This window comes from Paraburkholderia sp. SIMBA_030, from assembly GCF_046535245.1.
GTDB lineage: Bacteria > Pseudomonadota > Gammaproteobacteria > Burkholderiales > Burkholderiaceae > Paraburkholderia.
Genome location: NZ_JAWRXB010000009.1, coordinates 1 through 20,268 on the forward strand (window position 1 = coordinate 1; position 20,268 = coordinate 20,268).

The following is a 20,268-nucleotide window of genomic DNA, read 5'->3' on the forward strand; positions in this document are numbered from 1 at the left end:
CGCGTCGCGCATCAAGCGCCCACACTTATCGGCTGTTAATTTTTAAAGATCGGTTCCGCATTCACTACCGAACCCGCACCGCGCTGCACATCCATCGCAACCACCGGCACCGCTTCGTTCTGCGTCGCTGCATCTGCAGCAGAGAAGCGAGATTATGGAGAACTTCCGCTACGCCGTCAACAGGTTTTTTTAACTTCCCGAACCTGCCCGGCCTGCCGCAAACCCCCGCCATTGCTGGCTCTCCCGCCTCCCGCGCCCCGTTGTCCGAAGCGCGAAAGAGCGAGATTCTAGCGAGCCGGACGACGGCTTGCAAGCGTTATCTGAAATTATTCAAGGCGCCTTTTCTATTCGCCCCGATTCATCGGCAACTGGCGCTTTTATGTCTGGCGCCAAGGCTCGCGCAGCTGGGGCCCCGATCGTCCAATCGTGCAGCACGGTATAAGCAACCGCCAGCAAAGTCGGGCCAATGAAAACACCGAGAAAGCCAAAAGCAAACGCGCCGCCCAGGATACCCAACATCACCAGGATCAGCGGCATGTCGCTATTCTTGCCGATCAGAATCGGCTTGATGACATTGTCGGCCATGCCGACGACCAACACGCCCCACACGATCAGAAAGATTGCCCAGCCGGTTGCGCCGCCGTGATACAGCCAGATCGCCGCAGGCAACCACACGACCACCGGGCCGCCCGGTATCACCGACAGGAAGAAAGTTGCCAGCCCGAGCAACGCCGGCGCCGGCACACCGGCGATCCAGCAACCGAAACCGGCAAGGATGCCTTGCACGAGCGCAGTGCCAAGAATCCCATAGACCACGCCCTTCACTGTGCTGCCCGCCAACGCCAGCAGATAATCGGCGCGTTCGCCGGCAATTCGCCGCATGCCCGCATTCAACCAGGCAGCTGCGCCCTCTCCACCGGTATAAAAGAAGAACGCCAGCACAATACTCAGCGCCAACAACCCCAGACCGTGCGTGACAGCAATTGCCGCCGCCAGAATCCACTTGCCGGCCGGCGCCGCGAGCATACGCAATTGCGCGATCAGCTCAGAGTTGCTGCTTGTCAGATGCCCCCAAAACGCCTCGATATTCGAACCAACCAGGGGAATTCTTCCGACCCACGGCGGCAAATCCGGCAAGCCAGCGTCAAAAAGCCTTTCCACCAGCGCAACGATTTCGTGAACACGCGCGCCAAACGCAAAACCCGCATAGACGAACGGCCCAAGCACCACGACCAAAATGATGATCACGATCAACGTCGCCGCCCACTTGCGCCGCCCGCCAACTACCGCTGTCAGTCGGCGGTACAGGCCCCACGAGCTATAGCTCAGAATTGCGCCCCACAGCAGCGCCGTCGTGAACGGTGCCAGCACCAGTAGTGAACCGCCCACCAATATAATCAAAGCGAATACGGCGGCGAGACGTTCGATCAGTTGGTCCGATTTCACAATCAATCTCCTGTTGCTCCAGACCACGGCGACGAATGAACATACGCTTGCCGGGTGCGTACTGAAAGCTGTCAGTATAGAAGCGAGTTGCTGCGCCGGAGACGTCTTATATCATCCGGCCAAGCTGGCGCAACGCACCTCACGGTGTTCGCGGCAGGCCGTTTTTTTCATGTCAAAACGTCCTAATTCATCCGGCATTGCCGGCCAAATGATATGGCGGCATAGAAAAGACTACAATACAAGGTTCTCTGCACCCCAAATTCCGGATTTATGCGCTCGCGAATCGCCAAACGTCTCCCCCCCGATGCCGACAAGCTTGTCGGTCTCTCGCTCGCGCTATTCGCGTCGGGCAGCCGCACCGAAGACCGCTTCTGGGAAGCGAAGCTCGATGCGCTGCTGGCCAAGATCGTCCGCAACGCCAACCAGACTACGTTGGACGCCGCGCTCGATCATCTGCAGCAAAACCACCCTGATGCTTACGGCGCACTCGCCGATATGGCGGAAACGCACAGCGAATCGTTCGTTGTCGACCACGAAGGTGTTCCGTATGAAGCGCTGCTGATTGCCGCGCCCGTGCTGGCCTGGACTCGCTATATGATTCCGTCCGGTCCGCTCAAAGGCGACGCAGCCGACGCCCTGCGCGCACATCTGCAGGCACATGTTCTCGCGGCCAACACCCGTGTCGCGATGGCGCCGTTCCTATACAGCATCGATCAACTGCCGCGTCACCACGTCGAAACGTGGCGCCTTGCCCAGCAACTCGCTCAAGCGGCAATGGGTGGCGGCAACGTCAAGCTCAATTTCGGCGAATTGCCGGAAACCTCGCCGATTCTGGCCGATCCGCGCTTCCTGCTGGCCGTCGTTGCCGCACCGGTCGGCGAGCCGACATTCCGCTGGCAGGAAGAAGAACACGGCAACCGGATCGAACGCGGGCAATGCCTCGAACAATGGGCAACGCAAGGAGGCGCCAATCTGTCGCTGGTGCTGCCCGGTTGCGAATTCGAGTGCCTGCTGCCCGATGCGTACTATTCGGCCTGCCGCGACGCCGACGAACGTGTGCGCCCTCACACGGTACGTACCGCCGTACGCTACCTGTTCGACACAATCGGCGCAGCGCCCGAGGAGTTGCGCGCGGTTGTCGCAGGCTTCGGCGAACGCCGTATAGACGAATACCGCGTCGGCTTCACACGCCGGGGCAGCAATGAAGTGATCTACGGCGTCGTGTGGCCACTGTACGGCCGCGAGAACGGTGAACCGGGCATCGACGAAGAGCCGCAAGAGACCGCCGCGTCGGACGATCCACTCGAAGAAATCGTCGCGTTGCTGAAAGAGACCGGCGTGACCGACGTGCGCCGCCACGCAGGCCGCTTCGAGCCGGAATATTGCGACGACTGCGGCGTCCCGCTCTACGCAGACCCGCTCGGCGAAATCGTCCACGCCGAAATGCCGGAGGACGCGGAGCCCGCTCAGCCGCACTTCCATTGACGCGGCGGCGCCACCGCCCCGGCGTCTGGTCGTCGAAATGAAGAAGCCTCGCCGTGCGCGGGGCTTTTTTATGGCTTTCTTCTTATGCCTTTTGGACAGGCCGTCAAGTTGAAGGGAATTTGTCATCATAGGCCCGGGGATGCATCGCAACGCGCCCGGCCCCTTCGCCGGCTCGCCTGCATCGCGCCACTTCAGCCGATTCATCAGGAGACATGGCATGCGATTCTTGATACTCAACTCAGACGCGGAACGACGCGATGGGCTCAAAGCGCTACTGCGGCAAATCGACAGGCTGGCGCGCTTCAATGAAGCACAAGATTGGCGCCAGGTAGAACGCACGCTCAAGCGTCAGCAGCCCGACTTGCTGGTAATCGACTGGCAAGACTGGATGTCGGTGGCGGATGCTCGCCGCCTGCTCAGTCACCATCCGGGCCTGCGCATTGCCGTGCTGGCCGACGAGGTCTCGCCTGCCTGCGTGCGGGACCTGATGGACGAAGGCGTGCTCGGCGTGGTGCCGCGCGAAACCGACCCGTGCCTGATCGTGCGCGCTTTCGAGATAGTGCTCCTGGGCGGTCATTATGTGCCGGCAGGCGCGTTGGCGCTCAATCCCCCTCTGCCGCCGGATGCCGCCATCCGCCCGTTCGACGAGAAGAATCCTCCACCTCGTCGCGCCCGGCTTTCCAGCGGCCTGTCGCCACGCCAGGAGCAGATCATGCGCTGCGTCCACATGGGCAGCACGAACAAGATGATCGCGCGCACGCTCGGTATCAGCGAAGGCACCGTCAAGATTCATCTAACCAGCATATTCCAGCAACTCGGGGCACCCAATCGCGCCGCCGCGGTCGCGCTTTACAACGGCTGGCTGTCGGCCCATTTGCAGGTACTGCGCAATGATGGCGAAAGCCCGGTTCGGCCGGTGATGGGGCAAGTCGGCGTGGTGCCATTGCGACGCCGCACGCGGCGGCATTTCCAGTATCCGTTGCCAGCTAACGACACGACCGACGCGCCGCCTATGGCAGCCGAACCGAGCACGCCCTTTGGCGATCCACCGCCCGCCGGTTCGGCATCGGAACCGGCTACGGAAGGCCCGACATGACAGCAGCCGGCGCCCGCGCCGATATCAGGACGCGCGCCGTCCTGGCAGCGTTTGCGCCGGCTGGCATGGAATCCGCTCACACCTTTCGCCGTCCAACGAGTAATATGAGAAACATGGGTTTCCTCTACACACCGCTTCCGTTTTGGGTCGCTGTCGGTGGCTGGATCGCCACCGCGATAGTGGTCGCGCTCGCGCTCTGGAAAAACCCCTTCAAACGACTTCAGGACGGCACGCTGCAGCACGTCTGGCTCGCCATCGTTGTCGCGATTTCCGTGCTGTGGGCCAGCAATGCGTGGCTAGATGACGGCACCGTCATGCATCTGCTCGGCGCCACACTGGTCGTCACACTATTCGACTGGGCGCTGGCGCTGATTGCCATGGCAGTGGTCACCGGTCTTGCCGCCGTCGTTTTCGACGCACCCTGGCAGGGCATCGCGCTGACTTTCCTTGTATTCGGTGCGCTGCCTGTCGGCATCTCGACGCTGGTTCAGCGCGCCAGCATCGCCTGGCTGCCACGCAACATGTTCATGTTTATCTTCGGCCAGGGTTTTGTGTCGCCGGCTATTGCCGTGTCGCTCACCGCCTCTGCGGCACTTGGCATTCACATCGCGCTTGCTGACGGTTCGATGACCGTGGTGCCGGTCGGCTATGCATTCAGCGTGCTTCTGCTAGCCACCGGCGAAGCATGGTTCACCGGCATGTCGACGGCGTTGATCGCGGTCTACCGGCCCGCATGGGTCACCACCTACGACGTGCGCCGATATCGCCTGGGCGGACCACGCACCTGACATCCGGCGCTCCATGAAGCGCGTATCGGCGACAATCGGCCACTTCGACGCGCAACGCGTCCGAGCCTGCGCACCACGACAGGGCAAAATATTTGTGTCAGGATTGAACTCCTTCCTCGCGTCGGGCATCTTACGTGCCTGATGTCTCATTAGCGTCTAACGAACTAGATGGATAGCACCAACGTACCGCGCCGATTGCTGCGGTTGGTCGGCCGGTTAGCGGCATGTGCAGCGAGTCTCTCGCTCATGTGCTCCACTCCCGCATTCGCCGATCAACTCGAACAGCACAACGATCTCGTCAACAGATTTGTCAATGACATGCACGCGGACCCGCTGGTCGCGGACTGCGCAGCTCATGGCAACTTTGTCGCCAGCACATCGACCGCCTTCGAGCGTGTCGAATTTCCACCCAGCTCCTTCGATAGCGCGCATGCGTCTGTCACACCCTGGAACGACTCGTTCGACCAGGGCAAGCAGCGCGTCAAGGTGGATAGTATCGTCACCGTCGAAGGGCTCGGTATCCGTCAAAACGGCGACGGCGATCCAGCCGATCTCAAATTCCGCTGTGGCTATGTCGGCACTCAGATGCTGGCGTTCAGCTGGAACGATCCGGTGCCGCCGGCTCGCGCGCACAGCACCGGGTCTACCGGGGCCAGGGTGTCGTCGGGTAAGCACAAGAGCGTAAAGGGCAAGCACTCGGCGAGCGGCAAGACAACCAGGAAAGCGTCAGGCAAATCTTCCGGCAAAACCACTTCGAGCAAATCGGCCGCGAAGAAAGCACCCGCGAAAAAGACCCAATAACAGGTGAAACAGGCCGCGCCGCCGGTCATGCATACACAAAAAAGCGAGGCACGCACTTCTGAAGTGCGTGCCTCGCTTTTTTGTGGCGCGTCCGCTTAGCGAACGAACGTCGAGTAAACGTCAGGCAAACGTCTCGACGTGCCGCAAAATCGCCTGCAGCATCGCGGCGCCGAGTGACGCGCTGCGCTCGCCGTTCCAGCCCACCCGCTCGTCGGGCAGATTGGCGTTGTCCTTGAAGGGCATTTCGAGCGTCAACGACAGGCAGCCGAATTCGTTGCCGATGTACTTCGAAGCCAGCTTCAGCGCGTCCTCGCGATACTTGCTCGCGGCATAGCCATACTTGTCCTGAAAATCCGGGCTCGCATGCTTGAACGCTTCGATGAACGCCTTTTGCTCCACCCCTTGCCGCTCAGTGAAACCCGGCAGCATTTCGGAGCCGGCCACGAACACGTACGGCAGCGCCTCGTCGCCGTGAATATCGAAGAACAGATCGCAACCGGTCGCGTGAATCGCATCGCGCACCACCAGCACTTCCGGGCTGCGGGCGGCATCCGGTTCCATCCATTCACGATTCAGGTTCGCGCCGGCCGCGTTGGTGCGCAGATTGCCGTGCACGCTACCGTCCGGATTCATGTTCGGCACGATGTAAAACACTGCGTGATCGTACAGCTTGCGCGCGACCGGGTCGCCCGCCCAATCACCCCAGCCCGCCAGACGTTTCACCAGGCCCTCGATAAACCATTCAGCCATCGTCTCGCCAGGATGCTGGCGGGCAATCAGCCAGATCTTTTTCTTGGGCGTGTCGCCGGTTTGCGGCGTGCCGAGCGTCAACAGCGACATCGGCCGGCCCTCGACGGTCTTGCCCAACTCCGTGAGCGAAGCCTGCGGCATCTGCTGGACCGCGCCGAGAAACGCCGAGTGCCGCTCTTCGCTATACGGCTCGAAATACGCGTAATAGATGCGGTCGAAATCCGGCGTGTGATCGATCGTCAGCACGCGGCCGTCGTAAGAGGTCGGCACGCGGAACCAGTTCACGCGGTCGTAGCTCGCCACCGCCTGATAGTCGCGCCAGCCTTCGGCGAACGCGCATGCAGCGGCATTGTCGAAAGTCATCACGCAGCGCTCGCCAGCGGCGCCGGACACCCGGAAGTAGAACCATTGCGCGAACTCGGCTTGACTGTCGGGCCGCACACGCAAACGGATATTGCCGGCCTCTTCGCAGGACAGCACTTCGATGGCACCTGCGTCGAAGTTGCTCGTAATCGATAACGTCATAGTGTTCTTCCCTGCTTGTGTGTGCACGGCAATCGCTTAGTCAGCGACGCGGCGGCGGAATACGTAGGTGGAATCGTTCGAAGCTTCGGGCTCGAACGCGTAGCCTTCGGCGTCGAAGCCTTTCAATTGCTCCGGCGCGTCAAGGCGGTTTTCGACCGCGTAGCGCGCCATCAGGCCGCGCGCGCGCTTCGCGTGGAAGCTGATGATCTTGTAGCGGCCGCCCTTCCAGTCTTCGAACACGGGCGTGACGACCGGCGCCTCGAGCAGCTTCGGCTTGACCGACTTGAAGTACTCGCCCGATGCGCAATTCACCAGCACGCGCGAGGCGGCAGCGTTCTTCTTCAGTTGCGCGTTCAACGCCTGCGTGATCCGCTCGCCCCAGAACGCGTAGAGATCCTTGCCGCGCGTATTGGCAAAGCGCGTGCCCATTTCGAGCCGGTACGGCTGCAGCAGATCGAGCGGCCGCAACAATCCGTACAAACCGGATAACACCCGCACGTGGTTTTGCGCGTAATCCAGATCAGCCGACGACAGTGTCTTCGCGTTGAAGCCTTCGTACACGTCGCCGTTGAACGCGAGCACCGCCTGCTTGGCGTTGTGCGTGCCGAAGGTCGGCGACCATTCGGCGTAGCGCTGGAAATTGAGTTGCGCGAGCGGATCCGAAATGCTCATCAGCGTGGCGATCTGCTGCGGTGACAAACGGCGTAATCCGCCGATCAATTCGGCTGCGTCGTCGACAAAATCGGGGAGCGTGTGCTTTTTGACGTGCGGCGGGGTTTCGTAGTCGAGCGATTTCGCCGGCGACAGAACGATTATCATAGAGGCTTGCAGGCACGCCGTGCCTGGCGGTCAAAGACGAAAGCCAGATTGTAACGAATGCCCGGTTCCCATGCCTCACGCGGCGCTTTGCGCGTCGTCCTCGATTCCAATGTCTGGATCGATATTCTCGTGTTCGACGATCCGCACACGCGGCCGATCCGCGCCGCGCTCGAAAGCGGTGCTCTCGCCGCGCTGATCGACGCGCGCTGTCTCGCCGAACTGACCTACGTGCTCGACTATCCGCAATTCGTGCATCGAAATGTCGACAAGGCAACGGCGCTTGCCGTCGTCGCGCGCCTCGCGCAGCTGGTCGAACCTGCCGCGCCGGCGGAAGACGCAAGGCCGCTGCCCAAATGCAAAGACCGCGACGACCAGAAGTTTCTCGAACTCGCGCATGCCGCGCAGGCCGACTGGCTAGTGTCGAAAGATCGTGCGGTGTTGAAGCTCGCCAAGCGCATCGCGCGGGACTTCGGTTTCCAGATCGCCCAGCCGGCGCCCTTCGTCACAGTAGTCGGCGCCTCTTTGACGGCCGCCGGCGAGCCCGCGCCCGCGTGACCCCTGGCCGAATGGCCAACAGGGGACCGATGGCGCGCACGCAACGCCGCGATTCCCTACAATCAGACTTCATCCTTTTCGAACGACGTCTTTCGCCAACTCACTCGCCCACGCTCCGGACAGCGCCATGAATGCACCGCACGACCCGCCCATGAGTCCCTCGTTTCCGTCTCGCCTGCCGGACGTCGGCACGACGATTTTCACCGTGATGAGCGCCCTCGCTGCCGAAAAAGGCGCGGTGAATCTCGGCCAGGGCTTTCCCGACTTCGGCTGCGACCCTCGAATCGTGGATGCGGTCGCGAACGCCATGCGTGACGGCCACAATCAATACCCGCCGATGGCCGGCGTCGCGCCGCTGCGCCAGGCGATCTCGGAAAAGATTGCAAGCCTGTACGGCCGCCGCTACGACGCCACCAACGAAATCACCGTGACTGCAGGCGCGACGCAAGCGCTGCTGACCGCGATTCTCTGCACCGTGCATCCGGGCGACGAAGTGATCGTGGTCGAACCAACCTACGACAGCTACCTGCCGTCGATCGAACTGGCGGGCGGCAAGCCGGTATTCGTCACGCTCGACGCGCCTGATTACGCGATTCCGTTCGACAAGCTCGCTGCCGCGGTCACACCGAAAACACGGCTGCTGCTGATCAACACGCCGCACAATCCGACCGGCACGGTCTGGCGCGCCGAAGACATGCGCAAGCTCGAAGAAATCGTGCGCGGCACCAACGTGCTGATCCTGTCCGACGAAGTCTATGAACACATGGTGTACGACGGCGCACCGCACGAAAGCGTTGCGCGTTATCCGGAACTGGCGCAGCGCAGTTTCGTGGTGTCGAGCTTCGGCAAGACCTATCACGTGACGGGCTGGAAGGTGGGCTATGTGGCCGCGCCCGCCGCACTGACCGCCGAATTCCGCAAGGTGCACCAGTTCAACGTATTCACCGTCAACACGCCGATGCAGTTCGGTCTTGCGCAATACATGCGGGATCCGGCACCGTATCTGGATCTGCCGGCGTTTTATCAGAAGAAACGTGACTTCTTCCGCGCCGGTCTGGCGAATTCTCGCTTCAAGCTGCTGCCTTGCACGGGCACGTACTTTCAATGCGTCGACTATTCGGCGATCAGCGATCTGCCCGAAGCAGAATTCGCGCAGTGGCTGACCAGCGAGGTTGGCGTCGCGGCGATTCCGGTGTCGGCGTTCTATCGTGAAGCACATGAATCGGGCGTGGTGCGCTTCTGCTTTGCCAAGCAGGAAAGCACGCTAGCCACCGCGCTCGACCGGCTGGCGCGCCTCTAGGACGCCCCGCGCGATGCCGCGAACGAATCCACGTTCCTCGCCATCGCGCGCAGCGGCCAAGGCGTGCGTTGCAAGCCTGTCCTCACGCCCGACCTCACGCCCGACCTTACGCCAGCACTTAAGCCGCACGCGCCGCCGCGATATACGCCTTGCGGTCCTCGGTCACGCGCTGCGCGGCCGGCCGGTCGTTGATCGCCTTCACATAGCTTTTCCAGTCGACGCCGGCCTCGAGCAGAAGATCGCGGCCGTAGATCGTCTGCGTCGCCATGCCCACCAGCGGCAAACTGACGTAACCCGCCGTATCGGCGACACTGAAACGCTCGCCGCGCAAATAAGGCCCGAACTTCGCGATTCTCTTGAAACCGGCGATGTGATGCGCGAGCAACTTCTCGACTCGCGCCTTGGTCGCGTCGCTCACCGTGCCGCCGAAGAACGCTTCCTTGTAGAGATTGCGCGCGGTCAGTTCGAGATGCACGTCGACGAACATGATCAGTTCGCGCTCCTTGGCCGCTTCCCACGGGTCCGGCGAGAAGATGGCCTTGTCGGGAAAACGCGCGGCCAGATAGTCGACGATGCATTGCGACTCGCACAGATCGCCGTGCTCGGTCTGGATATAAGGCACCTTGCCGAGCGGCGAATGTTCGAGCATGGCCTCGTCCTGGCTCGGCAGCACGGACACTTCTTCGAACGGAATGCCGTGTTCGAGCAACACGAACTTCACTTTGTTGTAGTAATTGGACAGCGCAAAACCGCACAGCTTGATCATCGGGTGTCTCCTTCCTTCGGGTTGTTCAGACCGCTCGCCAGACTCAATGCGGCGGTCCTCGATCAATCATCCAGTAAATTGCACGATCGTGCTATTCTAAAATAACCATGGAGTCGAGCATCACAATGACCTCTCGCAATTACAGCATCGAGACTATCGGCATTGTCGGAACCGGTGCAATGGGCCGCGGTATTGCCCAGATTGCCGCGCTGGCGGGCCTCACCGTGCGTCTTTACGACGCGAACCCCGCCGCGATCGGCGCCGCGCGCGACTACCTTGCCGAGACTTTCGCGAGGTTGAGCGCCAAAGGCAAGCTCGACCACGCCCGCTCGCTCGCCGCGTTGGCGAACGTGAGCGGCGCACTGGCCATCGGCGATCTGGCCGATTGCGATCTGGTCATCGAGGCGATCGTCGAAAAGCTCGACGTGAAACAGGCCCTGTTCCGCGAACTCGAAACGGTGGTGAGCGGCCGTTGTGTGCTGGCGTCGAACACGTCGTCGCTGTCGATCACCGCGATCGCCGCGGGTTGCACCAATCCGTCGCGCGTGGCCGGTTACCACTTCTTCAATCCCGTGCCGTTGATGAAGGTCGTCGAAGTGATCGACGGACTGCGCAGCGATCCAGCCGCCGGCGACACGTTGATGGACCTCGCCCGCCGCATGGGCCACACGCCGGTACGTGCGAAGGACATGCCCGGCTTCATCGTCAATCACGCCGGCCGCGGGATGAATACCGAAGGTCTGCGCGTGGCGGGCGAAGGTGTCGCAAGCTTCGCCGACATCGACCGCATCATGCGCGAGCAGGCGGGCTTCCGGCTCGGGCCGTTCGAACTGCTCGATCTGACCGCGCTCGACGTGTCGCATCCGGTGATGGAATCGATCTATCACCAGTTCTATGAAGAGCCGCGCTTCACGCCGTCGCCGATCACCGGCACGCGGCTCGCGGGCGGCCTGATCGGCCGCAAGACGGGGGAAGGTTTTTACCGCTACGAAGACGGCAAGCAGCAGGTGCCCGCCGAAGCACCTGCGCCAACTGAACTGCCTGAAAGCGTGTGGATCAGCAGGCGTTATCCGGAAGCACACGAAGCCGTTGTGCAACTGGTCGCCACAGCCGGCGTGACGCTCGACGAAGGCGCCACGCCCGCGGCGGATTCGCTGATCGTCGTGACACCGTTCGGTCATGACGCGACCACCGCCGCCGTCGACGAAGCGCTCGATGCGAGCCGCGTGGTCGCCGTCGACGCGCTATTCCCGCTGGTCGGCGCGCAACGCCGCACGCTGATGACGACACCCGCCACGACGCCCGCCGCACGGCATGCCGCGCACGCGCTGTTTGCCGCCGACGGCATCCCCGTCACCGTGATCCGCGATTCGACCGGCTTCGTTGCGCAACGCGTGGTGGCGACGATCGTCAACATCGGCTGCGATATCGCGCAAAAGCAGATCGCCACACCCGAAGATATCGATCTCGCCGTGACGCTCGGCCTCGGTTATCCGCGCGGGCCGCTCGCACTCGGCGATGCGCTCGGCGCGAAAACGATCCTGACGATCCTGCGCAATATCTTCAGTGTGCTCGGGGATCCGCGCTACCGTCCGTCGCCCTGGCTCGCGCGGCGAGCGCAACTGGGCCTGTCGTTGACACAACGCGACGCTGCCGATACCCAAACGGAGACGCAACAATGAGCGCTGAACTGCTGACCTCGCGCCCGACCGAAAGCGAATCGACTCTGGTTCTCACGCTGTCGAACCCCGGCGCTCGCAACGCGCTGCATCCGGACATGTACGCCGCCGGCATCGAAGCGCTCGGCTCGGTGGAACGCGATCCGTCGATCCGCGCCGTCGTGATCAACGGCGCGGACCAGTTCTTCTGCGCCGGCGGCAATCTGAATCGCTTGCTGGAAAACCGCGCGAAAGATCCGTCGGCGCAGGCGGAAAGCATCGACCTGCTCGGCGAGTGGATTTCGGCGCTACGCCTGTCGTCGAAACCGGTGATCGCCGCAGTCGAAGGCGCCGCCGCCGGCGCGGGTTTTTCGCTGGCGCTCGCGTGCGACCTGATCGTCGCCGCAGACGACGCCAAGTTCGTGATGTCCTACGCACGCGTCGGCCTGACGCCGGATGGCGGCGGTTCGTGGTTTCTCGCGCAGGCTTTGCCGCGTCAACTGGCAACCGAAGTATTGATCGAAGGCAAGCCGATCGGCGCCGCGCGTCTGCACGATCTAGGCGTCGTCAACAAACTGGCGAAGGCCGGTGCCGTGCGCGATACCGCAGTGGCCTGGGCAGACGAGCTCGGCAAGATTTCGCCGAATTCCGTTGCGCGCATCAAAGGGTTGATCGGCGCAGCCGGCGCACAACCACTCGCGGAGCACCTGGTAGCGGAGCGCGACAATTTCGTCGCGTCGCTGCATCATCGTGATGGGCTCGAGGGGATTTCCGCGTTCCTCGAAAAACGCGCGCCGATCTACAAGTGAATAGCGAGTGAATAACGGGACCATGCCTGAATATCGACTCCCCAAACGCCGCCGCATCTTTCTGATGCGTCACGGCGACGTGACCTACTTCGACGTTTCTGGCCGCGCGATCGAGCCCGAAACCGTGCCGCTGAACGCCAACGGTCGCGAGCAGGCAAGCGCGGCGGGCCGCGTATTCGCCGAGCAGCAAGTCCATTTCGATCGCGTGATCGTCAGCGGTTTGCCGCGCACGGTCGAAACCGCACAGCGCGTATTGGCGCAAACCGGTCAACAGATTGAACTCGAGATCGAACCCGCGTGGCAGGAAATTCGCGGCGGCAAGCTGGGCAGCATTCCGCCGCAAGATATCGAAGCGGCATTTCTCGGTGTATTCGACGGCATCGTGCCGGAAAGCACACGCTTTCTCGACGGCGAAACGATCGGCGAGTTGTTCGATCGCGTGTTGCCCTCGGTGGCGGCGCTGCGCGAGGACACGTCGTGGGATACCGTGCTGCTCGTGCTGCACGGCGGCGTGAATCGCGCGATTCTGTCACACGCTCTTACCGCCGGCGGACGCACCTTCTTCGGCCATCTGGCGCAGGCCACCGGCTGCATCAACGCGCTCGACGTCGGCGCCGCGCCGCGCGACTGGGTGCTGCGCACGATCAACTATTCACCGCCGTCGCCGCTGCATCGCGACGTCCGTAATACGACGATGGAAATGCTCTACGCACAATTCATTCATTACAGGCGTAGCTGAAACCGAACTGGAGGAGACATATGGTGCAAGCCACACAGACCGGCGAACCAGAACACAAACCGGATTATTCGGCCTTCGAGGGCACGCGCCCGGTCAACGAGCGGCAACGCTTCGACAGCGATGCGCTCGCCGCGTGGCTGGCCCAGCATGTCGACGGATTTTCCGGGCCGCTCACGCTCGAGCAATTCGCCGGCGGCCAGTCGAATCCCACGTTCAAACTGGTCACGCCGTCGCGCTCATATGTGATGCGCGCGAAGCCCGGGCCGGCCGCGAAGCTGCTGCCTTCCGCGCACGCCGTCGAGCGCGAATACCGCGTGATGCATGCGCTTGCCGACACCGACGTGCCGGTCGCGAAGATGCTCGCCTTGTGCGAGGACGAAAGCGTGATCGGCCGGGCGTTCTACGTGATGGAGTTCGTCGAAGGCCGCGTGTTGTGGGACCAGTCCTTGCCCGGCATGACGCCGTCGGAGCGCGCGGCGATTTACGACGAAATGAATCGCGTGATCGCCGCGTTGCATAGCGTCGACGTCGCGGCAGTCGGCCTCGCGGACTACGGCAAGCCGGGCAATTACTTCGCACGCCAGATCGGCCGCTGGAGCAAGCAGTACATCGCATCCGAAACCGAACCGATCGACGCGATGCAGCACCTGATCGAATGGCTGCCGCAGCATATGCCGGCCGAAACGAGCGAACGCGCCTCGGTCGTGCACGGCGACTACCGGCTCGACAACCTGATCTTCCATCCCGACGAACCACGCGTGTTGGCGGTGCTCGACTGGGAACTGTCGACGCTCGGCGATCCGCTCGCCGATTTCGCGTATCACTGCATGGCGTGGCACGTCGATCCGACGCAATTTCGCGGCATCGCCGGACTCGACTGGGCAGCGCTCGGCATTCCCGACGAAGCGCAGTATGTCGAGCGATATTGCAAGCGCACCGGCTTCGAGATCCACGGCGACTGGAACTTCTATCTGGCGTACAACATGTTCCGGATTGCCGCGATCCTGCAAGGGATCATGAAACGCGTCGTCGACGGCACCGCAGCCAGCGCGCAAGCGCTCGATGCCGGCCGTCGTGCCAGGCCGATGGCGGAACTCGCCTGGCGCTACGCACAGAAGGTGCGCTAACCGAATCGGCGCACTGAGTTGCGCGCCCGATCAAACGTGTCATTCGTCATCCGCGAGGTCATACATGAATTTCGATTACACCCCGAAGGTTCAGGCGCTGCGCGAGAAACTGCTCGCCTTCTTCGACGAGCACATTTACCCGAACGAGCAGGCGTTCTACGCCGAAATCGCGCGCAATCGTGAGAACGGCAACGCATGGATACCGACCGAACTGATCGAGCAATTGAAACTGAAGGCGCGCGACGCCGGTTTGTGGAATCTGTTCCTGCCTGAATCCGTGCGTGGTGCCGGTCTGACGAACCTCGAATACGCACCGCTGTGCGAGATCATGGGCCGCGTGCCCTGGGCGCCGGAAGTGTTCAATTGCAATGCGCCCGATACCGGCAACATGGAAACGATCGAGCGCTACGGCAGCGACGACAACAAGCGCGAATGGCTCGAACCGTTGCTGCAAGGTCAGATCCGTTCGGCGTTTCTGATGACCGAGCCGGAAGTAGCGTCGTCGGACGCGACCAATATCCAGACGAGCATCGTGCGCGATGGCGACGCCTATGTGATCAACGGCCACAAGTGGTGGTCGTCCGGCGCGGGCGATCCGCGCTGCAAGGTCTATATCGTGATGGGCAAGACCGATCCCGAAGCGCCGCGCCATCAACAGCAGTCGATGATTCTGGTGCCGGCGGACGTCACCGGCATCACCGTGCACCGCCCTCTTACCGTTTTCGGCTATGACGACGCGCCGCACGGCCACATGGAAATCACACTCGAAAACGTGCGGGTGCCGGCGGCCAATATGCTGCTCGGCGAAGGACGCGGCTTCGAGATCGCGCAAGGCCGCCTCGGACCGGGACGGATCCACCACTGCATGCGTTTGATCGGTCTCGCCGAGCGCGCGCTCGAACTGATGGCCAAACGCTCGATGCAACGCGTTGCGTTCGGCAAGCCGGTCGCCGCGCAAGGCGTCACGCAGGAACGCCTTGCCGAAGCGCGTTGCATGATCGAACAGGCTCGCCTCCTGACGCTGAAGACCGCATACATGATGGACACGGTGGGCAACAAGGGCGCGCGCGGCGAGATCGCGATGATCAAGGTGGTCGCGCCGAACATGGCGTGCCAGGTGATCGACTGGGCGATCCAGGCGCACGGCGGCGGCGGCGTCAGCGACGATTTTCCGCTGGCCTATGCGTATGCGTCCGCACGGACGCTGCGCTTTGCCGACGGTCCCGACGAAGTGCACCGCAACGCAATCGCCAAGCTTGAACTCGCGCGCCATATGGATCCGGGTGCAGCGGCTCGGGTGGAGATGCCGGTTACGCGGGTTTGAGGTTGAACGCGAGAATTCAGGGCTGGTTCCGGCGCCGCGAGGTCGAGTTTGCGCGCGGCGCCGTCGCCAGCAGCATCGTTCGATCTGTGCTCTAATTTTCGCCAGTTGCGGCGCCCTTTGCGGCGCCGCTCTCACGAAACAAAGGAGCCACGATGATCGACGTCTATAGCTGGGCGACCCCGAACGGCCACAAAGTTCACATCATGCTCGAGGAAACGGGCCTCGCGTACACCGTGCACGGCGTGAATATCGGCGCGGGCGACCAGTTCAAACCCGAATTCCTCGCCATCAGCCCGAACAACAAGATTCCGGCCATCGTCGATTCTGACGGCCCGAAGAGCGCCGACGGCAAACCGTTCGCGCTGTTCGAATCGGGTGCGATTCTGATCTATCTGGCCGAGAAAACCGGCAAGTTCCTGCCCACCGACCCGGCCGCGCGCTATGCAACGCTGCAGTGGCTGATGTTCCAGATGGGCGGACTGGGTCCAATGCTCGGACAAACGCATCATTTCCGCATCTATGCGCCGGAGCCGATCGAATACGCGATCAATCGCTACACGAACGAGGCGCGGCGCTTATACGGCGTCATGGAAACGCAACTCGGCAAGACGCGCCATCTGGCGGGCAACGATTACACGATCGCGGATATCGCCGCATTCCCCTGGACACGCTCGTGGCAGAACCAGGGCATCGAACTGGATGCGTTTCCGAACGTGAAACGCTGGCATGAGGAAATCGCCGCGCGTCCGGCGGTGGTGCGCGGCGTCGACGTGCTGGCGTCGGCCCGCAAACCGCTCATGGACGACAAGGCCAAAGAGGTGCTGTTCGGCGCGACGCAGTACGCGAAGCACTAATCGTTCTCCGCGGCGATCGACACGACGAAAAAGCGCGAGCCGGCATCGATGCCGCTCGCGCTTTTTTGTCCCACATGCACCAGCTGAAAGGACTAGAAGTAATGCCGCGTGATGAACTCCGCGATACACACGGGCCGCTCGCTGCCCAGCCGTTCCAGCGTCACATTCCACACGACCTGCACGCCGGCGTCGTCGACATCTTCGACTGACTCCACCGCAAAACGCGCGCGCACCTGCGAGCCGACCGGCACCGGCGATGTGAATCGCACCCGATTCAAGCCGTAATTGACGCCCATGCGCTGCTTGAGCGTCACTGTCTTTCCCAGCAGTGCTGGAATCAACGACAGCGTCATGAAGCCATGTGCGACCGGACCGCCGAACGGCGACTCGCGCCGCGCCCGTTCGGGGTCGACGTGAATCCATTGATGATCGCCGGTGGCCTCGGCGAAACGATCGACGCTAAGCTGATCGACCGCCAGCCAGTCGCTGATGAGCGGTTGCGCGCCCACCAGCGCACGCAATGCCTGCGCGTCACCTAACATCGCGGCAGCCGCCGCGCCGCCCGTCATGACGCGGCGCCCGGATTACGCAGTCCGAACAACCCCTTCGAGCGCACAATGATCACCGTTTCGCCGTGCTGATTGATGCCTTCCCACTGCGTCGTCACGATGCCGCGATCCGGCTTGCTCGTCGAGACGCGCTTATCGAGCACCGCATGCATCATGGTGATCGTGTCGCCGACGCGCACCGGTTTCATCCAGCGAATCTCGTCGATACCGGGCGAGCCCATCGACGTGGAACCGGCGATCACGTTGCGCACCAGCATGCCCATCATGACCGAACAGGTATGCCAGCCGCTCGCGACCAGACCGCCGAACGACGACTCGGCGGCGGCCGCATCGTCGACGTGAAACGGTTGGGGATCAAACTGCTCCGCAAACGCAACGATCTCCTCACGCGTGAACGTATGCTTGCCGATTTCGGCAGTCGTGCCGACCACCATGTCCTCAAAACTCAAACCCATCGTCGCACCTCTTCTTTGTTCGATCCAACCGGCTAATCAGGCTTCGGCGGTGATAAACCCAGGCAACGCAGCAAAACGCGCGAGATGGTGATCGACATCGCCCAACGTGGTTTCGATGATCGCAAGACGTTTGAACAGATGTGCCGCGGCCACTTCGTTCGTGACGCCCATGCCACCATGCAACTGCACTGCCTGCTGGCCGACGAAACGCGCGGCCTGGCCGACTCGCACCTTCGCAGCGGACACAGCACGACGGCGTTCGTCCGCGTCCGCGCTGGTGTAGCGCACGGCCGCCAGATAAGTCACCGAACGAGCCTGCTCGGCGTGAATCAGCATCTCGACCATACGGTGCTGCAACGCCTGAAACCGCGCGATCGGCTGGCCGAACTGCTGGCGCGTCCTGGTGTAGTCGAGCGTGGCGTGGTTCAGCGCATCGAGCGCGCCAACCGCCTCCGCACACAGCAGCACCGTGCCGTAATCCGCGATGTGTTCGAGTGTGGCCGCGCCGGCGTGTTTGCCGGCGAGCCGGCGTGCCGGCGTACCCTGGAACTCGAGTGTTGCGGCGCGTTGACCGTCGATCGTGCGATAGTCGGTGACTTTGACGCCGGCCGCAGCGCGTGCGACCATGAACAGCGCGATCTCGCCGCTCAGCCGGGCCGGCACGATCCAGTAGTCGGCTTGCGCGCCGTGCAGCACGACCGACTTCGTGCCATTCAGCGTGTGCTGCTCGCCTTGCACGGTCGCTGCCGTCTCGACCTCGAACAGATCGTAGCGGGCATGCGGCTCGTGAAATGCCACCGCCAGCTTGATCTCGCCCTGGGCCGCGCGTTCGAGCAGCGATGCATCCTCGCCCTGCTCCGTGCCAGCCAGCCGCAGTGCTTCGATACCCACGGCGGTCGCCCAATACGGCTCGACGACCAAAGCGCGTCCCAACTCCTGCATGACCACCAGCATGTCGATCGGGTTGCCATTGAAGCCGCCTTGAGCCTCCGGCACCGGCAACGCGGTCAGGCCGAGTTCCGTGAAGGCCGACCAGTGCACATCCGACACGCCGGCTTCCGATTGCACGATCGCCTGGCGCGCTTCGAACCCGTAGCTCTTGTCCAGGTAGCGGCGCAGCGCGTCGGCAAATTGCTGTTGTTCGTCGTTGAAAGTGAAGTCCATGCGCCGCTCCTCAAAGTCCGAGAATCATCTGCGCGATGATGTTCTTTTGAATTTCGTTCGAGCCGCCGTAAATCGACGTCTTGCGGAAATTGAAGTAGTACGCGGCCAGCGGCGCGGCGTCGTCGTCACCGGCGAGGCTATGTTCGCGTTCGCCTTCGAGGAATCGCACGTCGAATGGCGCGGCGAGTGGCCCGATCGCCTCGAACATCAATTCGGTCAGACCTTGCTGCACTTCCGTGCCCTTGATCTTGAGCATCGATGCCTCAGGTCCCGGCCCCCGTCCGCCCGTCTCATTGGCGACGACGCGTTGCACGGTGACTTCGAGCGCCATCAACTCGATCTCCAGGCTCGCGACTTTCGCGGCGAACACAGGATCGTGCAGCAGCGGCTTGCCGTTCTTCTTCTGATCGAGCGCGAGGCGCTTCAGGAATACGAGTTCGCGCTTCGATTGGCCGACGCGGGCAATGCCCGTGCGCTCGTGCCCGAGCAGATACTTCGCATAGGTCCAGCCGCGGTTCTCTTCACCGATCAGATTGTCGACCGGCACGTTCACGTCTTCGAAAAAGACCTCGTTGACTTCGTGATCTTCGTCGAGCGTGATGATCGGGCGCACGGTGATGCCCGGCGTTTTCATGTCGATCAGCAGGAACGAGATGCCCTCCTGCTTCTTCGCACCGCTGTCGGTGCGCACGAGGCAGAACATCATGTCGGCGTATTGGCCGAGCGTGGTCCAGGTCTTCTGACCGTTGACGACGTAATGATCGCCGACGCGCTCGGCGCGGGTGCGCAGCGAGGCCAGATCCGACCCGGAGCCCGGCTCCGAATAGCCTTGGCACCACCAATCCGTACCGTCGAGAATACGCGGTAGATAATGACGCTTCTGCGCGTCGTTGCCGTACTTCATCAGCACCGGCGCCACCATCGAGACGCCGAACGGCAGCACGGAAGGCGCGCCGATACGCGCGCACTCTTCGTCCCAGATGTGCCGTTGCGTCGCGTCCCAACCCGGGCCGCCGTATTCTTTTGGCCAGGCGACCACCGACCAGCCGCGCGTGCCGAGCAGTTTGTGCCAGCTTGCGAAGTCGTCGCGATTCAGACGCTTGTGATTGAGTACCTTGTCGCTCAGCTCGCGAGGCAGATTCGCTTCGAGCCAGGCGCGGATGTCGGCGCGGAACGCGTCGTCAGCGGGGGAATAGTCCAGATTCATACGTAGTGTCTCCTGGCCGCAACCGCCCACC

At 62.5% G+C, this 20,268-nt stretch carries 20 protein-coding genes; 12 read left to right on the forward strand and 8 right to left on the reverse strand.

Going from position 1 to position 20,268, the window contains the following annotated elements; all coding sequences use genetic code 11:
• Positions 1 to 330: 330 nt before the first annotated feature.
• The gene (locus SB772_RS16600) at positions 331 to 1,446 is read right to left on the reverse strand and encodes an AI-2E family transporter (RefSeq protein WP_410834329.1); all 1,116 of its coding nucleotides are present in this window, start codon (positions 1,444 to 1,446) and stop codon (positions 331 to 333) included.
• Positions 1,447 to 1,716: 270 nt separating this feature from the next.
• Between SB772_RS16600 and SB772_RS16605 the strand changes: the two genes are divergently transcribed.
• From SB772_RS16605 to SB772_RS16620, 4 genes are all read left to right on the forward strand, one after another.
• Entirely contained in the window at positions 1,717 to 2,931 is a 1,215-nt protein-coding gene (locus SB772_RS16605) for a DUF2863 family protein (protein WP_410834330.1), read from the forward strand.
• Between the two features lie 217 nt (positions 2,932 to 3,148).
• Positions 3,149 to 4,027 (forward strand): LuxR C-terminal-related transcriptional regulator, encoded by an 879-nt coding sequence (locus SB772_RS16610; protein WP_410834331.1) that lies wholly within the window; start codon positions 3,149 to 3,151, stop codon positions 4,025 to 4,027.
• Between the two features lie 113 nt (positions 4,028 to 4,140).
• Positions 4,141 to 4,815: an energy-coupling factor ABC transporter permease gene (locus SB772_RS16615; protein WP_410834582.1), complete on the forward strand. Its 675-nt coding sequence runs from the start codon at positions 4,141 to 4,143 to the stop codon at positions 4,813 to 4,815.
• 168 nt (positions 4,816 to 4,983) lie between these two features.
• On the forward strand, positions 4,984 to 5,616 hold the full coding sequence (locus SB772_RS16620) for a BspC domain-containing protein (RefSeq protein ID WP_410834332.1): 633 nt from the start codon (positions 4,984 to 4,986) through the stop codon (positions 5,614 to 5,616).
• A 120-nt stretch (positions 5,617 to 5,736) separates the two neighbouring features.
• Here the strand turns inward: SB772_RS16620 and SB772_RS16625 are convergent, their stop codons facing one another.
• Positions 5,737 to 6,891 carry a M14-type cytosolic carboxypeptidase gene (locus SB772_RS16625; RefSeq protein WP_410834333.1) on the reverse strand — a complete coding sequence of 385 codons (1,155 nt, stop codon included), beginning with the start codon at positions 6,889 to 6,891 and terminating at the stop codon, positions 5,737 to 5,739.
• A gap of 36 nt (positions 6,892 to 6,927) precedes the next feature.
• Positions 6,928 to 7,710 carry a peroxide stress protein YaaA gene (yaaA, locus tag SB772_RS16630; protein WP_410834334.1) on the reverse strand — a complete coding sequence of 261 codons (783 nt, stop codon included), beginning with the start codon at positions 7,708 to 7,710 and terminating at the stop codon, positions 6,928 to 6,930.
• A gap of 57 nt (positions 7,711 to 7,767) precedes the next feature.
• Here yaaA and SB772_RS16635 point away from each other — a divergent pair, with 57 nt between their 5' ends.
• Positions 7,768 to 8,265 carry a putative toxin-antitoxin system toxin component, PIN family gene (locus SB772_RS16635; RefSeq protein ID WP_410834335.1) on the forward strand — a complete coding sequence of 166 codons (498 nt, stop codon included), beginning with the start codon at positions 7,768 to 7,770 and terminating at the stop codon, positions 8,263 to 8,265.
• A gap of 127 nt (positions 8,266 to 8,392) precedes the next feature.
• Complete coding sequence (locus SB772_RS16640) at positions 8,393 to 9,565, forward strand: pyridoxal phosphate-dependent aminotransferase (RefSeq protein WP_410834336.1); 1,173 nt, start codon at positions 8,393 to 8,395, stop codon at positions 9,563 to 9,565.
• A 118-nt stretch (positions 9,566 to 9,683) separates the two neighbouring features.
• Here SB772_RS16640 and SB772_RS16645 read toward each other — a convergent pair whose 3' ends face one another.
• The gene (locus SB772_RS16645) at positions 9,684 to 10,331 is read right to left on the reverse strand and encodes a glutathione S-transferase (RefSeq protein ID WP_410834337.1); all 648 of its coding nucleotides are present in this window, start codon (positions 10,329 to 10,331) and stop codon (positions 9,684 to 9,686) included.
• A gap of 125 nt (positions 10,332 to 10,456) precedes the next feature.
• Between SB772_RS16645 and SB772_RS16650 the strand changes: the two genes are divergently transcribed.
• The 6 genes from SB772_RS16650 (at position 10,457) to SB772_RS16675 (ending at position 16,842) form a co-directional block, all read left to right on the forward strand.
• Positions 10,457 to 12,013, forward strand: coding sequence for a 3-hydroxyacyl-CoA dehydrogenase (locus SB772_RS16650; RefSeq protein WP_410834338.1), 1,557 nt, complete (start codon positions 10,457 to 10,459; stop codon positions 12,011 to 12,013).
• The gene (locus SB772_RS16655) at positions 12,010 to 12,798 is read left to right on the forward strand and encodes an oxepin-CoA hydrolase, alternative type (RefSeq protein ID WP_410834339.1); all 789 of its coding nucleotides are present in this window, start codon (positions 12,010 to 12,012) and stop codon (positions 12,796 to 12,798) included. The genes SB772_RS16650 and SB772_RS16655 overlap by 4 nt, the downstream gene beginning before the upstream one ends.
• Before the next feature lie 22 nt (positions 12,799 to 12,820).
• Positions 12,821 to 13,537 carry a histidine phosphatase family protein gene (locus SB772_RS16660; protein ID WP_410834340.1) on the forward strand — a complete coding sequence of 239 codons (717 nt, stop codon included), beginning with the start codon at positions 12,821 to 12,823 and terminating at the stop codon, positions 13,535 to 13,537.
• Between the two features lie 20 nt (positions 13,538 to 13,557).
• Positions 13,558 to 14,664, forward strand: coding sequence for a phosphotransferase (locus SB772_RS16665; protein WP_410834341.1), 1,107 nt, complete (start codon positions 13,558 to 13,560; stop codon positions 14,662 to 14,664).
• 64 nt (positions 14,665 to 14,728) lie between these two features.
• Positions 14,729 to 15,988, forward strand: a complete 1,260-nt coding sequence (locus SB772_RS16670; RefSeq protein WP_410834342.1) for an acyl-CoA dehydrogenase family protein — start codon at positions 14,729 to 14,731, stop codon at positions 15,986 to 15,988.
• A gap of 152 nt (positions 15,989 to 16,140) precedes the next feature.
• Positions 16,141 to 16,842, forward strand: a complete 702-nt coding sequence (locus SB772_RS16675) for a glutathione binding-like protein (RefSeq protein ID WP_410834343.1) — start codon at positions 16,141 to 16,143, stop codon at positions 16,840 to 16,842.
• A gap of 92 nt (positions 16,843 to 16,934) precedes the next feature.
• Here the strand turns inward: SB772_RS16675 and SB772_RS16680 are convergent, their stop codons facing one another.
• The 4 genes from SB772_RS16680 to SB772_RS16695 are packed head-to-tail and all read right to left on the reverse strand — an operon-like array spanning position 16,935 to position 20,237.
• The gene (locus SB772_RS16680; protein ID WP_410834344.1) at positions 16,935 to 17,411 is read right to left on the reverse strand and encodes a MaoC family dehydratase; all 477 of its coding nucleotides are present in this window, start codon (positions 17,409 to 17,411) and stop codon (positions 16,935 to 16,937) included.
• Complete coding sequence (locus SB772_RS16685; protein WP_410834345.1) at positions 17,408 to 17,866, reverse strand: MaoC family dehydratase; 459 nt, start codon at positions 17,864 to 17,866, stop codon at positions 17,408 to 17,410. Before SB772_RS16685 ends, SB772_RS16680 begins: the two co-directional genes overlap by 4 nt.
• A gap of 36 nt (positions 17,867 to 17,902) precedes the next feature.
• A complete protein-coding gene (locus SB772_RS16690) occupies positions 17,903 to 19,030 on the reverse strand; it encodes an acyl-CoA dehydrogenase family protein (protein WP_410834346.1) in 1,128 nt (375 codons plus the stop codon).
• A gap of 10 nt (positions 19,031 to 19,040) precedes the next feature.
• Positions 19,041 to 20,237, reverse strand: coding sequence for an acyl-CoA dehydrogenase family protein (locus tag SB772_RS16695; protein ID WP_410834347.1), 1,197 nt, complete (start codon positions 20,235 to 20,237; stop codon positions 19,041 to 19,043).
• Between the last annotated feature and the right edge of the window lie 31 nt (positions 20,238 to 20,268).

Excerpts from the sequence above, each read along its gene's own strand:
- SB772_RS16675 (WP_410834343.1), top strand. The coding sequence starts at position 16,141 with ATGATCGACGTCTATAGCTGGGCGACCCCGAACGGCCACAAAGTTCAC.
- SB772_RS16655 (WP_410834339.1), top strand. The coding sequence starts at position 12,010 with ATGAGCGCTGAACTGCTGACCTCGCGCCCGACCGAAAGCGAATCGACT.
- SB772_RS16695 (WP_410834347.1), bottom strand. The coding sequence starts at position 20,237 with ATGAATCTGGACTATTCCCCCGCTGACGACGCGTTCCGCGCCGACATC.
- SB772_RS16615 (WP_410834582.1), top strand. The coding sequence starts at position 4,141 with ATGGGTTTCCTCTACACACCGCTTCCGTTTTGGGTCGCTGTCGGTGGC.
- yaaA (WP_410834334.1), bottom strand. The coding sequence starts at position 7,710 with ATGATAATCGTTCTGTCGCCGGCGAAATCGCTCGACTACGAAACCCCG.
- SB772_RS16625 (WP_410834333.1), bottom strand. The coding sequence starts at position 6,891 with ATGACGTTATCGATTACGAGCAACTTCGACGCAGGTGCCATCGAAGTG.
- SB772_RS16685 (WP_410834345.1), bottom strand. The coding sequence starts at position 17,866 with ATGGGTTTGAGTTTTGAGGACATGGTGGTCGGCACGACTGCCGAAATC.
- SB772_RS16645 (WP_410834337.1), bottom strand. The coding sequence starts at position 10,331 with ATGATCAAGCTGTGCGGTTTTGCGCTGTCCAATTACTACAACAAAGTG.
- SB772_RS16670 (WP_410834342.1), top strand. The coding sequence starts at position 14,729 with ATGAATTTCGATTACACCCCGAAGGTTCAGGCGCTGCGCGAGAAACTG.
- SB772_RS16605 (WP_410834330.1), top strand. The coding sequence starts at position 1,717 with ATGCGCTCGCGAATCGCCAAACGTCTCCCCCCCGATGCCGACAAGCTT.
- SB772_RS16620 (WP_410834332.1), top strand. The coding sequence starts at position 4,984 with ATGGATAGCACCAACGTACCGCGCCGATTGCTGCGGTTGGTCGGCCGG.
- SB772_RS16680 (WP_410834344.1), bottom strand. The coding sequence starts at position 17,411 with ATGACGGGCGGCGCGGCGGCTGCCGCGATGTTAGGTGACGCGCAGGCA.
- SB772_RS16650 (WP_410834338.1), top strand. The coding sequence starts at position 10,457 with ATGACCTCTCGCAATTACAGCATCGAGACTATCGGCATTGTCGGAACC.
- SB772_RS16610 (WP_410834331.1), top strand. The coding sequence starts at position 3,149 with ATGCGATTCTTGATACTCAACTCAGACGCGGAACGACGCGATGGGCTC.
- SB772_RS16640 (WP_410834336.1), top strand. The coding sequence starts at position 8,393 with ATGAATGCACCGCACGACCCGCCCATGAGTCCCTCGTTTCCGTCTCGC.
- SB772_RS16660 (WP_410834340.1), top strand. The coding sequence starts at position 12,821 with ATGCCTGAATATCGACTCCCCAAACGCCGCCGCATCTTTCTGATGCGT.
- SB772_RS16690 (WP_410834346.1), bottom strand. The coding sequence starts at position 19,030 with ATGGACTTCACTTTCAACGACGAACAACAGCAATTTGCCGACGCGCTG.
- SB772_RS16665 (WP_410834341.1), top strand. The coding sequence starts at position 13,558 with ATGGTGCAAGCCACACAGACCGGCGAACCAGAACACAAACCGGATTAT.
- SB772_RS16635 (WP_410834335.1), top strand. The coding sequence starts at position 7,768 with ATGCCCGGTTCCCATGCCTCACGCGGCGCTTTGCGCGTCGTCCTCGAT.